Genomic DNA, 12,862 nt, shown 5'->3' with positions numbered 1-12,862 from the left:
GATCAGACCTATGTAGCTGGTTGGTACCTATATCGTGCCCCTGCTTGCTCGCTGGTATCAAAAATAAACCCCGAAAATACCACTTTTGCTACCTGTTTTTTGTTTCAATCCCGCGTACACTAACTCCTGGAAGCGGTTCCTGTACCGTTCCCGCAACCGTTCCCGGAAACGGGCCCGCACCTATTTGATTGTGAAGAGGACAAAACCGCATGGCAAAGAGGATGACGATACGGGACATTGCCGCACTGGCGGGTGTGAGCAAAACGACCGTTTCTCGTGTGCTCAATAATCGACCAGATGTAGACGCAGAGACCCGGGAGCGGGTGATGAAGGTGGTGGAAGAGCACGGGTTTGTTCCCAGTGTCGCAGCTTCGACGCTTGCCGGAAGGAGTCGTTTGATTGGCGCTCTCATTCCGGAACTGACCTGGCCTCTTATCCCGGAGATTATGCATGGCGTGGCTGAGGTGATTGCGCAGACCGACTATGAGCTTGTGCTGTATAGCGTCAATGATCGCAATCATCAGAAGGACCGCAGCGAGATTCTTGAACGTATCCTGGAGCGTAAGCTTGTTGCTGGCTTGCTGGCAATCTATCCAGGGCAATCGACCGAGTATCTGGAGAAGCTGCAACGTCAGGGGTTTCCTGTGGTGATCCTTGACGATCAAGCAACCCCTTCTGAGCGCATTCCCTGGGTGTCCGCCGATCAGCGCAACGGTGCATATGAAGCGACGCGGTATCTGGTGCGTCTCGGACACAGGCGGATCGCACATATTCGTGGGCCGCTTGAATATCAGGTGTCGCACGATCGCTTTCGGGGATATTGCGACGCGCTCGCCGAGGCTCAGATCATGGTTGAGCCTCAACTGATCGAGACCGGTGATTTCACCCTGAGCAGTGGTCAGCTCTGCGCCGAACGTCTTTTGACGCTGGATCAGCGCCCGACCGCTATATTTGCCGCGAACGATCTGATGGCGCAGGGTGTCTATTTTGCGGCGCAATCGCTTGGTTTGCGGGTTCCTGAAGAGGTGACGGTGGTTGGCTTTGATGATGTGCTGTTCGCCTCGCTGATGCAGCCTCCCCTGACCACGGTCCGGCAGCCGCTGGATGAGATGGGGAGAAGTGCTATCGAGCTGTTGCTGCGCATGATCGAGACGCCTTCGTTGCCCTATGAGTGGAAGTGGTCGGTATCTGAACGGAACCTTTCCAGATCGGTATTTATCACACATAAGACGCATGTTGTTGTAAGAGCATCATGTAAGCAACTCTGTACCCCTCTCTCTTTATCGAAGTAGCTGTTACATGCAATGAGTGCATGGGAATCAACGTGTGATTTTTCGTTTGTCGTCAGGAGGTTTTTTCAATGGCTCTACGACCGTTCTCCAGAGTCAAGGGGAAAGTACAGTTAACACTGCTTTCACTGCTGGCTCTTCTGGTTGTTCTGTCGGCCTGTCAAAGTGGCGGGTCGCAGGGGCAAAATCCTCAGCAACAGAACAAACAGACGACGCTCAATATCCTGGCATCGCCCGCGGGAAATTTCTCCTCCGCGAACTTTAACCCGTACATCAGCCCGAATGCTGGTGGCATGTACGGTGCACAGGGCATGATCTATGAGACCCTGATCTATGTGAACCGCTACAACGGTGAGATCAAGCCTATCCTGGCCTCCGATTACAAGCTTTCTGATGATGTAAAGAGTATCACCTTTACCATCAGACAGGGCGTGAAGTGGAGCGATGGACAGCCCTTCAGCGCCGATGACGTGAAGTTCACGCTGGATATGCTGAAGAAATATCCTGCAACTGACACCTCCGGTCTGTGGACAACCCTGATCCAGGATTACGCACAGCCCGATGCCAATACCATCAAGGTGAACTTCAAGAATGCCGATGCAACGGCAACCTGGCTTTTCAGTCAGACCTATATTGTGCCGAAGCATATCTGGGAAGCGAAGTCCAACCCGGCAACCGACAAGAACGAGAAGCCGGTTGGTACCGGACCCTACACCCTCAAAGAGTTCTCCCCTTCGGCTTATACACTGGTGAAGAACCCCAACTACTGGGAGTCTGGTAAGCCGGAGATCGCACAGCTTCGCTATATCGCGACCAACGATAACACCGCGGCGATGTTGCGTCTCTCTCGTGGTGAAATCGACTGGGCCGGTGTTGGCTGGGATCCGAAGTTTGATGCCAATTTCGTCAACAAGGACCCGAAGAACTATCATCACTGGTTCGAGAGCAATAACACTGTGATGCTGTATCTGAACCTGACCAAGTTCCCCTTCGACATCCCTGAGGTGCGTCAGGCGATCAGCACCGCGATCAACCGCGAAGAGATCAAGCAGAAGGCGGCTCCCTACGGCGTTCCTGCCAATCCGACTGGTTTGCTGCCAGCCCATAAAGATTGGATCGCACCGGAGTATCAGAATGCTTCGTTCACCCATGATACTGCAAAGGCGACTCAGCTTCTGGAGAAGGCTGGCTTCACCAAAGGCAGCGATGGTATTTACCAGAAGGACGGCAAGAGGCTTTCCTTCAATATGAACGTACCCAATGGTTGGGCTGACTGGCAGAGTGCGCTTGCCGTTATCTCTGACAACCTGAAGGCTGCGGGTATTGAGGCCAAACCGAACGCGATGGCTTCGCCCGAAATCTACTCGAATGCGTTGAACACCGGCAACTATGACACGGCTATCTCCTGGACGAACAAAGGGCCTTCGCCGTTCTTCTTCCTGAACGACTGGCTGCTGAGCTCCAATACCTGGGATCAGGGCAAGGCCGCCAATGGTGGTGCAACCAACTGGCAGCACTGGAAAGACTCCGAGACGGACAACCTGTTGCACCAGTATCGCACAACCTCCGATAAGGAAGCTCAGAAAAAGGCGCTCTATGGTATTCAGAAGATCGTCGTCGAGAAATTGCCTTCGATTCCTCTGTACTACAATGTGAGCTGGTTTGAGTACAGCACCAAGAACGCGACCGGCTGGCCTGACAAGGACAACCCGTACGCCTATGGATCACCGTTTGACGCTCCCGACTGCACGCAAATCGTTCTCCGCTTGAAACCTGCTGCATAAGCGGGTGGCGGGCAGGGATAAGGCCCGTTCTTATCCCTGCCTCTTGCGCGAACCCAAGCTGAAAGGAGAAAAGAAAGAAGGATGCGTCATCTACTCCGCCGTATCGCGTTTTATCTGGCGGCCCTGTGGGCCTCGGTCACCATTAACTTCATTCTTCCGCGTCTGATGCCTGGTGATCCTGTGCAGGCGTATGTGAACCGCTTGCGTGGACAGGGCACAATTACGCAGGCAACGCTCGACGCGATTCGATTGCAATTAGGCGTGAGCAACGATCCGCTGTGGATACAGTACTTTCACTACCTGGGGAATCTGCTGCGTGGTGAGCTTGGTATTGCTACCTCGCATTTTCCAACGCCGGTGGTTCAGGTCATCGCGACTGACCTGCCCTGGACGATTGGCCTGGTGGGAGTGGCGTCTATTATCAGCTTCTTGCTCGGTACGCTGCTTGGTGTGGTGGTGTCCTGGAAGCGCAATTCATGGGTTGATACCGTGGTCACACCGCTGTTGACCTTCTTCTCGGCGATTCCCTATTTCTGGCTGGCCCTGGGATTGTTGTATATCTTTTCCTTTAATATGGGGATTTTCCCGCTCGGTGGTGGCTATGATGCCTTGAGCGATATCTACCCCGGCTGGAACCTGGACTTTATTCTGAGTGTGCTCTTGCATGCGATCCTGCCCGCGTTGACAGTGGTGATCAGCTCTATCTCCGGGTGGGTGCTTGGCATGCGTAATGCAATGGTCACAACGCTTTCGGAAGACTATGTGTTGCTGGCGCGAGCAAAAGGCCTGCCCGAGCGGCGCGTGATGTTTACCTATGCCGCTCGAAACGCCATTCTGCCCAACATCACCGGTCTGGGGATGTCGCTTGGCTTTGTGGTTGGTGGTGCGCTGCTGACAGAGATGGTCTTCTCGTATCCGGGCATCGGTTTTGACCTGCTGACGGCTATTCGCGGCTTCGACTACAGCCTGATTCAGGGAATCTTCCTGATGATCGCGATCGCGATGCTGACTGCGAACTTTCTGTCGGATATCGTCTATGCGCTCCTTGATCCACGGGTGCGACACGAAAGGGGATAATTGATGCAGCAAGAGACCAATAATAGCACTCCGAACGTGCAAGAAGCGTCGTCCCCTGCGCAGGTTGCGCCTGTGGTCCTGCCGGGGAACGTCGCGGGAACAACAGGCAAGGTGCAGAGCCAGTGGAAGGCACAGCTTTCCCAGATTACCTCAAACACGCGTATGATGATCGGGATCGGGATACTGCTGTTCTTTATCCTGGTAGGGCTGGTCGGCCCGCTGTTTGCGCGATATGATCCGCATACCCTGACGAACGATCTGTTTCAGGCACCATCGGCGACGCACTGGCTCGGGACCACGCAGAAGGGTGAGGATATCTTTGCGCGTCTGGTCTACGGAACTCGTGTCTCGCTGTTAATCAGCTTTACGGCTGCGGCTGGCTCAACGCTGCTCTCGGTGCTGATCGGCCTGCTCGCGGGCTACAGTGGCGGTTGGGTCGACGATGTGCTGTCGTTTATCACGAATATCTTCCTGGTGCTGCCCGGCATGCCGCTGGCAATCGTAGTCGCGTCGTTTGCCGTGAAGGGAGCCTGGACGATTATTCTGGTGCTCTTGTTTACAAGCTGGCCCTGGGGTGCGCGTGTGTTGCGCGCGCAGACGCTCTCGATGCGGCAGCGCGAGTTTGTCACCGCTGCTCGCACGCTTGGTGAAAAGCCCTGGCGTATTATTCTCTTTGAGATTCTGCCAAATGAGATCGCAATTGTGGCCTCAAGCTTTGTCGGGACGTTTATCTTCGCGGCGCTCTCTGAAGTGGCCCTGGAATTCCTGGGACTGGGTGATGTTTCTGAGCCATCCTGGGGCGTGATCCTGTACTGGGCGCAGACGGATGGTGCACTGATGACAGGTGGATGGTGGCAGTTTGTCCCGCCAGGCCTCTGTGTGGCGCTGCTCTGTGCCGGTCTGACCTTTATCAACTTCGGCATTGATGAGCTGGCAAACCCGACGCTGCGCAACGAGCGGCGGCTTGCCCGAAGAAAGAAGAAAGTGGCGTAAGATGGACGCATTACTCGAAGTGAAATCGCTCAGCGTTGATTATGAGGCGATGGATGGGGCAGTCCACGCGGTGAAGAGCGTCGACCTGACGCTGCATCGCGGCGAAGTCCTGGGCCTCGCTGGCGAGAGCGGGTGCGGTAAATCAACGCTGGCTTTTGCGATTGCTCGCCTGCTCCGCCCTCCGGCAATGATTACCAGTGGACAGGTGATCTATTATCCCGATCCAGAGAAGGAGACCCCGCCCGCGCTGCTGGATCGACTGGACGCGAACAACGGCATTGATATTATGAAGCTGTCAATGGCGCAACTGCGTTCGTTTCGCTGGAAAGAGCTGGCGGTTGTTTTTCAAAGTGCGATGAACGCGTTGAATCCCGTGCTGAGCATCGGCGATCAGATTATTGATGTGTTGCATACGCACTGGCCCGGCAAGGGGAAGGACTATTATCACAAGCGAGCGGTTGAGTTGCTGGATCTGGTCGGTATTGCCGCTGATCGTCTGAGAAGCTACCCGCATGAGTTGAGCGGCGGCATGCGGCAACGTGTGGCGATCGCGATCGCCCTTGCGCTGCGTCCCGAACTGATTATTATGGATGAGCCAACGACGGCACTGGATGTGGTGGTGCAACGCGAGATTCTGGATCTGATCGCCGGGCTGTGCCGTGAGTTTAATACGGCGCTGATCTTTATCACGCACGATCTCTCGCTGTTGCTGGAACTCTCGGACCGGATCGCGATTATGTATGCGGGCAATATTGTCGAGCAGGCTACTAGCGAGCAGCTCTATCGGCAGCCGCGCCATCCCTATAGCTATGGCCTGTTGAACGCTTTCCCGACGCTGCATGGACCACGTTTGCAGATGATCGGTATTCCTGGCTCGCCTCCTGATCTGCGGGCGATGCCGACCGGTTGCGCCTTCCATCCGCGCTGCCCGATGGCTTTTGAGGCGTGTCGTGGGGTGGTTCCTCCGCTTGAGCCGAGCGGACCGACCGAGCAACTGGTTGCCTGCCATTTGTATAATCCGCGCTTCTTGAATCAGCCGCCCTCGACCGCTCAGATTGCGCGTAGCTACTCGGAGCTTGCAGAAAGGAAACGACGCAGATGAACGCAATGAGCCAACAGGCTATACTGGAAATCATGAATTTGCAGAAAGAGTTTCCGCTGCGTCAGTGGAATCCATTCGGGGGTAAACAGGCGGTCCACGCGCTGGAAAGGGCCTCGCTGGCACTCTATCCGGGCAGGGTGACGGCGCTGGTTGGCGAAAGCGGCAGCGGCAAATCAACGATTGCGCGTTTGCTGGCGCGGCTCTATGACCCGACTGGTGGCGAGATTCGCTTTCATGGCAAGCCGCTTGGCAAGGCGAACGCGGCCACACTGACCACCTATCGCCGCAGCGTGCAGATGGTCTTTCAGGATCCCTTTGCTTCGCTTAACCCGGTGCATAATGTGCGCTATCACCTCAGCCGCCCGCTGCGCATCTATGGCTTTGCGAAGAATGCGGAGGAAGAGACGGAGCAGATTCTTGCTCTATTGCGGCGTGTGAGCCTGACGCCTGCCGAGCAGTTTATTGAAAAGTATCCGCATCAGCTCAGCGGCGGTCAGCGGCAACGTGTGGCGATTGCCCGGGCGCTGGCTGTGCGTCCAGAAGTGATTCTTGCTGATGAGCCGGTGTCAATGCTGGATGTCTCGATCCGCCTGGATATTCTGAATCTGCTGGCGCAGCTCAAAGAGGAAGAGCGGATTGCGATTCTCTTTATCACGCATGATCTGGCAAGCGCTCGCTATTTTGCTGATGAGACACTGGTCCTCTATGCCGGTCAGATGGTGGAAGGGGGACCGAGTGAGCAGGTGATTCAGCAGGCAAAACATCCCTATACGCAGCTTTTGCTCTCAGCGACGCCTGCTCCAGAGCGCATGAGACTGAAAGGACAGCGCAGGACACCGCTAGAGGCTCGCGGCGAGGTGCCAAGCCTGATCCAGCCTCCGACAGGGTGTCGCTTCCATACTCGTTGTCCACATGCGATGCCGGTCTGTAAAGAGCGTTTCCCGGAACGCACCGAATTCGGTCACGGACATTGGACGTCCTGTTTTCTGTATGGGGCACAGAAGCATGATACCACGCCAATGGGCCGTTCACGTTCTCTCTCTAACGAAATAGCATCTAAGGAGTAATTGACGCATGAGCCAGAAAACGGCGACGGAGGGTGCTGTGCATTCGGATCGTTTTCCCTCCCATTTTCTCTGGGGCGCGTCTACATCGGCCTACCAGATAGAGGGCGCGACTCGCGTAGACGGGCGCGGTGAGTCCATCTGGGATCGGTTCGCGGCGACACCAGGCAAGGTCTATCAGGGTGATACAGGTGATGTGGCTCTTGAGCATTATTATCGTTTTCAAGAAGATATCGCATTAATGAAAAAGCTGCATTTTAATGCCTATTGCTTTTCTATTGCCTGGCCGCGCATCATCCCCGAGGGGACAGGAACCGTCAATGAAAAGGGACTGGATTTCTATGATCGGCTGGTTGATGAGCTGCTGGCTCAGGGCATTACACCGCTTGTTAAGCTGTATCACTGGGATCTCCCCTATGCGCTTCAGGAGCGGGGCGGCTGGCTCCGACGAGAGACTGCACAGGCATTTGCTGATTACGCCGAGATTGTGGCCCGGCGTCTGCGTGATCGGGTAAACTGGTGGATCACCTTTAATGAGCCGTGGTGTATCGCCTATCTCGGGCATGGTGTGGGAGTGCATGCGCCGGGTCTGGCAAACAAGCAGGACGCGTTGAATGCCGGACACCACGTGCTTCTGGCGCATGGGCTGGTCCTGCCGCGCCTGCGGGCCCTCTTACAGCCCGGAGCGAAAATCGGCTTCACGGTCGATCCCTATCCGGTTTATGCTATGGATGAGAGCGATGAGGCCAGACAACAGGCGGAGCGACTGGACCGTTTCCGCAATCGCTGGTTCCTTGATCCGCTCTTCCGGGGATGCTATCCTGACGGGCTGTTTGAAGATCTGGGCTGTGTTGCACCCGATATTCAGCCTGATGACATGGCGCGCATCGCGGCTCCGCTGGATTTTCTGGGCGTCAACTACTATTCGCGCTGGCGCACCTCGCGAGAGAGTAATGCGCTTGAGGCGCTGCCAGTTCCCGAGGACGCACCACGTACCGTGATGGGGTGGGAGATTTACCCGCAGGGCTTACTGGAAGCGCTGCGCCAGGTCCAGCAGGACTACGCTCCGCCCGCAATCGTCATTACCGAGAACGGGGCTGCCTTCAACGATATCTGGGATGGTGGAGATCTGGTTCATGATCCCGAGCGGGTCGAGTATATGCGCTCCCATCTGGCCTCGATTGAAGCGGCGGTCGCCGAGGGCATTCCGGTGCAGGGCCATTTTGCCTGGTCGCTGATGGACAACTATGAATGGGCCGAAGGATATAGCAAGCGCTTTGGCCTGGTCTATGTCGATTATCCCTCTCAGAAGCGGATTATCAAGCAGAGCGGGCTGTGGTATGCGAACTATATCGAGGCACAACAGAAGAGCGCGGCAGTCACAGAGCAGACAGACTGATTGCAACTCCTCTGAGATTTACTCACTTCTCGACTGTCAGCGTGAGAGTATCCCCAGGGTGCTTCTCGTGTGGTACACGACATGGGGTACTGGTGAGGGGCCAGAAAACTGGCCTCTCATTTTTCTGCTCCGTGGTTGACATTGTTTGCGCTCATCCATATAATGATTCTCAGGAAGTATCGTTATTGTATTGTAAAGAGAGAGAAGAAATGTATCGATACAGAACCGAGCGATCTGAGTTCCCTGTTACGGTTGTAGGCCGCCTCTTCGTCCCCTGTTTCTTCTCCTGCTGTATGTGTTGTTGTTAACTCCTGCTTTTTTTTCTCCACCCGTTTTTCTCTTTGACTCTTTTTGTGTTTGTATTACCCTATCCTCTTGTGAAGGAGAGTATAGTATGATTCTCTATCCTGAATTACAGCATTTTACCCTGGCTGACGTCTATGCCAGCACCTTTGATCTGGTGATGTTGCGTCATCTGGCGGCCCATGTACAGGAGGCATTGCGCTGGCCGCTTGCTCCCGGGGCGCTGCCCTTTCTGGCGCAGACACGTGATGAGTATAGCTATGCGCATCGTATCGTACTGTACCAGAACAGGGATACGTTTGAGCGGGGCCCGCTCTTTTTTGTTGGCTTTCTGGGCAAGAAGCGCCTGGACCCGGAGGCGGCGGTTGTGGAAGCGCTGACGGAGGTGGATAAAACCCTCATTATGGAACTGGCAAAGGCTCCGGATATCTTGAGCTATTCTTCCGTTGAACTGCATGATGGCAACTGGTGCAATCTGGTAGTGTTTCGGAAGCAAGAAGCAAAAGAGACGGTCACGCAGCATCAGATGCATATGCTGGCCGCGCACCAGCTTGCCCCACAGTACTACGAGTGGATTCGCTTGCATCGGGGAATATTGCTCGAAGGCTTTACACCCGGTCAACTGGTCATCGTGTCGACGAAGTTCTATCTCTTCGGGGATGAGGGTCGGGAGGCAGCAATGCGCTCCGGTTCGCTGACCAGAACGTATACATATATGAACGCGCAGGCCAGAATCTACGAGTATTCCTATCCGCGCCCTGAGCATGTTGTTGTCGAGCTTTGAGTGTGTAAGCGAAAGGAGTATGATGCTTCGCTGTGTAACCTTTCTTGCCCCGGTCTTCTTTCCAACCTATCAGGCGATAGTGGCGTATCTGGCCCGACGAGTAGGGCAGCCCATCGAGCTTGAGGTTGGCACATCATTTGATGCGTTTGCCGCAGGAGCCGCTGACCTCGGCTTTGTCTGCGGACTGGATTATGTGCGGCTCACGGCCTGTCAGCCCGAGTCGGTTGAGTTATTGGCGGCACCGGTCGCGGTTGCCATGCGCTATTGTGCGCGTCCGGTGTACTTCTCGGATGTGGTGGTGCGGCAGGATAGCCGCTTTACCCGTTTTGCCGATTTACGTGGCGCGACCTGGGTGTATAACGAGCAGGTGTCCTATTCCGGCTATGTAGCGGTTGCCCGGGCGCTTTCCTTGCAAGGCGAAACCTGCGCGTATTTTGGGCGCTGTCTGGCTTCGGGGTCGCATGAGCGCTCACTACAGATGGTGCTCGATGGCATGGCCGACGCCACGGCGCTTGATTCGCATGTGCTTGACCTGTTGTTGGTCGCACGACCTGAGCTCAGTCAACAGATACGTATTATTGCCTCGATTGGTCCGGCAACAAGCCCGCCGGTGATCGCGGCTTCCCGCCTGGATCGCGGACTCAAGGAGGCATTACGCGAGGCACTGCTGAGTATGCATACCGAGAGGGAGCATGCCCGGATCTTGCAGGAGAGCTGTCTGCACTGTTTCGCGCCCGTAACGGATAGCTCCTATGACGAGATACGCAGTGTGTATGTGCAGCAGGAACAGTGATATTGCCATGCAGGTATAATAGAGATAAGAGACATAGAACTTCCTGTGATAGATCCCACAACAACAACGCAAATACCAGCATGGGAAGAGGGCAGTATTGCGGTACTGCCCCTTCCCTTTCTTCATACTCAGCCGTTGACCCGGAGAATATATTTCCCGGTTGACGCTCTCGATTCCAGCCGAGCATGAGCTGTTGCGACTTCTTTCAGCGGCAGGATCTCGGTAATGTCGATCCGAATGCGCTCCTGTGCAAGCCACTCAAGGGTGCGCGCGGCAGTCTCCTGAAGGAGCGCGGGCGCACTGGAGCCCAATATACCGATGCTATAGCCCATGATAGCCTTGTTCTCGGCAAGCATGTTGCCTGGCATCTTCGGAAGGTCGAGCGCTTTCTTGACATCTTCGTTGGCTCCGCCAAAGATGACGAGCCGTCCTAGCGGTGCAAGAACTGCGAGGCTCTGGCTACGAACAGGCTCTCCAATGGAGTCGAGCACGATATCTACACCACGCCCCTGCGTTAGCTCCTGGACCTGCTGGACAAAGTTGTCGCGCAGAAGCACAGTATCATAGCCAAACTGTGCCGCATAGCGTGCCTTCTCCTGCGTACTGACGGTCCCGATGACCCGGCCTGCGCCCAACAACCGTGCTATCTGACCGGCCAGCGTGCCAACGCCGCCGGCAGCCGCATGAATCAGCACCGATTCACCCTGTTGCAGTCGTGCAACGCGGACGAGCAGATCATGTGCCGTTGGGACGATCGTTGGAAATCCGGCGGCGGTTGCCAGATCAATGGACTTGCTCAGGGTGTCGAGAGGAAAGGTCAGAGCGGCCTGTGCAATGGCAACTTCCGCGTAGCCTCCTTCTCGTGTGAAAGCGGCAACCGGCTGTCCGACGCGTAGCCCCTCGACGCCCTTCCCAAGTGCCGCGATGTGTCCCGAGACCTCAAGCCCGGGAATGGTGGGGAGGTGAACGGTATGGTGGCCTCCCCGGCGCAGCATCGACTCGGCGAAGTTGACCCCGGCATACGCGACGCGAATAGCAACTTCTCCCGGGCCGGGAACTGGCTTGGGCATCTCCTGAAGCTGCAATACCTCTGGACCACCAAATGCATTGATTGCGATTGCTTTCATTAAGTTGCTTTCCTTTCTCCCGGGTAAGAACTTTGAGGGATTCTGCCTTTGCCCAGGTAAAACCTATCAACAGGCCGACCGGACGTACGTCAGAAAGTGCATTCGCTGCAATATTGTCGTCTTTCCCTCTTGATCTTGCCACGCTTCTCAAGTTCGTTGTTTTTTTGAATGTGTCTTGATTATACGTGATGGACGCAGCTCTTGTAAGAAGGAACCAAAAAGTGATATAGTCACCTCATGGTTACCTTCAACGATTCAAAACCAACAATAGACGTACTCTGTCCCACGCGACGCGGCCTGTCCCTGCTCTCCAATCAGTGGACGTTGCTTGTCCTGGGTGCGCTGCATAAAGGAACGCTACGCTTCAGCGAGCTTCAGACTATCATTGAAGGGATCTCAAAGAAGATGCTGACGCAAACCCTGCGTGATCTGGAGCGCAACGGGTTGATCAAACGCGTGGTCTATCCGGTGATACCGCCAATGGTCGAGTATTCGCTGACTCCATTGGGGGAGACCATCATTGAACCGATCTGGGCGTTTCGCGACTGGTCGGAGGAGCACATTGAGGAGGTGGAGCGGGCCCGTGAGGAATATGATCGGCGCTCCCGGCTCCCCCTTCAGGAGCAGACGGCAGCACTCGTGCAACAACGAGCGCATGAGGCATCGGAGCTATGACGGATGAGAGCGCCATAAAGCGTTTCTGTTTGCATAGCGAGAAGAAAGAGTATAGAAGAGCATATTCAGGCGGATGAATGCAGGTGTAGCGCGACTTTGTTGAGCAGCTCATCAAGCTCAAAGGGCTTGGCCAGAAAGTCATCTGCTCCGGCCTTTTCCGCCTCTTGAGCCGCATTGGGATGCGCTGAGAGCATCAAGATGGGAATATGACGCGTGGCAGGTTGCTGTTTCAGGCGTCTGGCAATCTCGCGACCATCCACGCCCGAAAGCAGCATGTCCAGCAGAATGACATCGGGCATATTCTGTTCTGGAAGCTGCTCCAGATATTCACCTCTGTCGATGGTTGTGACATCATACCCCTCATCTTCCAGCATTGCTGCAAGTGCAAGCGTGATATCGGGGTCATCGTCAACGATCAGTACCTTTTTACCGGTAGATGTCATTGTCTCCCATCTCCTTTCACAAAGTCTGA

The 12,862-nt window shown here is 55.3% G+C and carries 12 protein-coding genes; 10 read left to right on the top strand and 2 right to left on the bottom strand.

The genetic code is table 11. The features are described from left to right. Window positions 1-221 precede the first annotated feature (221 nt). The 9 genes from EI42_RS05865 to EI42_RS05825 all read left to right on the top strand — a co-directional run bounded on the left by EI42_RS05865 (window position 222) and on the right by EI42_RS05825 (window position 10,588). Complete coding sequence (locus tag EI42_RS05865) at window positions 222-1,292, top strand: LacI family DNA-binding transcriptional regulator (protein ID WP_211326044.1); 1,071 nt, start codon at window positions 222-224, stop codon at window positions 1,290-1,292. A gap of 68 nt (window positions 1,293-1,360) precedes the next feature. Then, a complete protein-coding gene (locus EI42_RS05860) occupies window positions 1,361-3,073 on the top strand; it encodes an ABC transporter substrate-binding protein (RefSeq protein WP_111319823.1) in 1,713 nt (570 codons plus the stop codon). Between the two features lie 81 nt (window positions 3,074-3,154). After that, on the top strand, window positions 3,155-4,150 hold the full coding sequence (locus EI42_RS05855; protein ID WP_111319821.1) for an ABC transporter permease: 996 nt from the start codon (window positions 3,155-3,157) through the stop codon (window positions 4,148-4,150). Between the two features lie 3 nt (window positions 4,151-4,153). Then, entirely contained in the window at window positions 4,154-5,143 is a 990-nt protein-coding gene (locus tag EI42_RS05850) for an ABC transporter permease (RefSeq protein ID WP_111319819.1), read from the top strand. A 1-nt stretch (window position 5,144) separates the two neighbouring features. After that, complete coding sequence (locus tag EI42_RS05845) at window positions 5,145-6,245, top strand: ABC transporter ATP-binding protein (protein ID WP_111319817.1); 1,101 nt, start codon at window positions 5,145-5,147, stop codon at window positions 6,243-6,245. Beyond that, window positions 6,242-7,312 carry an ABC transporter ATP-binding protein gene (locus EI42_RS05840; RefSeq protein WP_111319815.1) on the top strand — a complete coding sequence of 357 codons (1,071 nt, stop codon included), beginning with the start codon at window positions 6,242-6,244 and terminating at the stop codon, window positions 7,310-7,312. Before EI42_RS05845 ends, EI42_RS05840 begins: the two co-directional genes overlap by 4 nt. 7 nt (window positions 7,313-7,319) lie before the next feature. After that, window positions 7,320-8,708, top strand: a complete 1,389-nt coding sequence (locus EI42_RS05835; protein WP_111319813.1) for a GH1 family beta-glucosidase — start codon at window positions 7,320-7,322, stop codon at window positions 8,706-8,708. Window positions 8,709-9,102: 394 nt separating this feature from the next. Further along, a complete protein-coding gene (locus EI42_RS05830; protein WP_111319811.1) occupies window positions 9,103-9,795 on the top strand; it encodes a hypothetical protein in 693 nt (230 codons plus the stop codon). 19 nt (window positions 9,796-9,814) lie between these two features. Further along, complete coding sequence (locus tag EI42_RS05825; RefSeq protein WP_170142393.1) at window positions 9,815-10,588, top strand: PhnD/SsuA/transferrin family substrate-binding protein; 774 nt, start codon at window positions 9,815-9,817, stop codon at window positions 10,586-10,588. A 128-nt stretch (window positions 10,589-10,716) separates the two neighbouring features. On the opposite strand, the gene EI42_RS05820 is transcribed toward EI42_RS05825, so the two are convergent. Continuing rightward, on the bottom strand, window positions 10,717-11,715 hold the full coding sequence (locus EI42_RS05820; RefSeq protein WP_111319807.1) for a quinone oxidoreductase family protein: 999 nt from the start codon (window positions 11,713-11,715) through the stop codon (window positions 10,717-10,719). A gap of 237 nt (window positions 11,716-11,952) precedes the next feature. Here EI42_RS05820 and EI42_RS05815 point away from each other — a divergent pair, with 237 nt between their 5' ends. Further along, window positions 11,953-12,390 carry a winged helix-turn-helix transcriptional regulator gene (locus tag EI42_RS05815; RefSeq protein WP_111319805.1) on the top strand — a complete coding sequence of 146 codons (438 nt, stop codon included), beginning with the start codon at window positions 11,953-11,955 and terminating at the stop codon, window positions 12,388-12,390. 65 nt (window positions 12,391-12,455) lie between these two features. Here EI42_RS05815 and EI42_RS05810 read toward each other — a convergent pair whose 3' ends face one another. Then, complete coding sequence (locus EI42_RS05810; RefSeq protein WP_111319803.1) at window positions 12,456-12,833, bottom strand: response regulator; 378 nt, start codon at window positions 12,831-12,833, stop codon at window positions 12,456-12,458. Between the last annotated feature and the right edge of the window lie 29 nt (window positions 12,834-12,862).

Source organism: Thermosporothrix hazakensis, assembly GCF_003253565.1.
Classification (GTDB): domain Bacteria; phylum Chloroflexota; class Ktedonobacteria; order Ktedonobacterales; family Ktedonobacteraceae; genus Thermosporothrix; species Thermosporothrix hazakensis.
Note: the sequence above shows the minus strand (reverse complement) of the source record. Positions and strands in the feature narration are given on the sequence as shown.

Coding starts and splice junctions, on each gene's coding strand:
- EI42_RS05830 (WP_111319811.1), top strand. CDS start 9,103: ATGATTCTCTATCCTGAATTACAGCATTTTACCCTGGCTGACGTCTAT.
- EI42_RS05825 (WP_170142393.1), top strand. CDS start 9,815: ATGATGCTTCGCTGTGTAACCTTTCTTGCCCCGGTCTTCTTTCCAACC.
- EI42_RS05840 (WP_111319815.1), top strand. CDS start 6,242: ATGAACGCAATGAGCCAACAGGCTATACTGGAAATCATGAATTTGCAG.
- EI42_RS05855 (WP_111319821.1), top strand. CDS start 3,155: ATGCGTCATCTACTCCGCCGTATCGCGTTTTATCTGGCGGCCCTGTGG.
- EI42_RS05810 (WP_111319803.1), bottom strand. CDS start 12,833: ATGACATCTACCGGTAAAAAGGTACTGATCGTTGACGATGACCCCGAT.
- EI42_RS05860 (WP_111319823.1), top strand. CDS start 1,361: ATGGCTCTACGACCGTTCTCCAGAGTCAAGGGGAAAGTACAGTTAACA.
- EI42_RS05850 (WP_111319819.1), top strand. CDS start 4,154: ATGCAGCAAGAGACCAATAATAGCACTCCGAACGTGCAAGAAGCGTCG.
- EI42_RS05815 (WP_111319805.1), top strand. CDS start 11,953: ATGGTTACCTTCAACGATTCAAAACCAACAATAGACGTACTCTGTCCC.
- EI42_RS05865 (WP_211326044.1), top strand. CDS start 222: ATGACGATACGGGACATTGCCGCACTGGCGGGTGTGAGCAAAACGACC.
- EI42_RS05820 (WP_111319807.1), bottom strand. CDS start 11,715: ATGAAAGCAATCGCAATCAATGCATTTGGTGGTCCAGAGGTATTGCAG.
- EI42_RS05835 (WP_111319813.1), top strand. CDS start 7,320: ATGAGCCAGAAAACGGCGACGGAGGGTGCTGTGCATTCGGATCGTTTT.
- EI42_RS05845 (WP_111319817.1), top strand. CDS start 5,145: ATGGACGCATTACTCGAAGTGAAATCGCTCAGCGTTGATTATGAGGCG.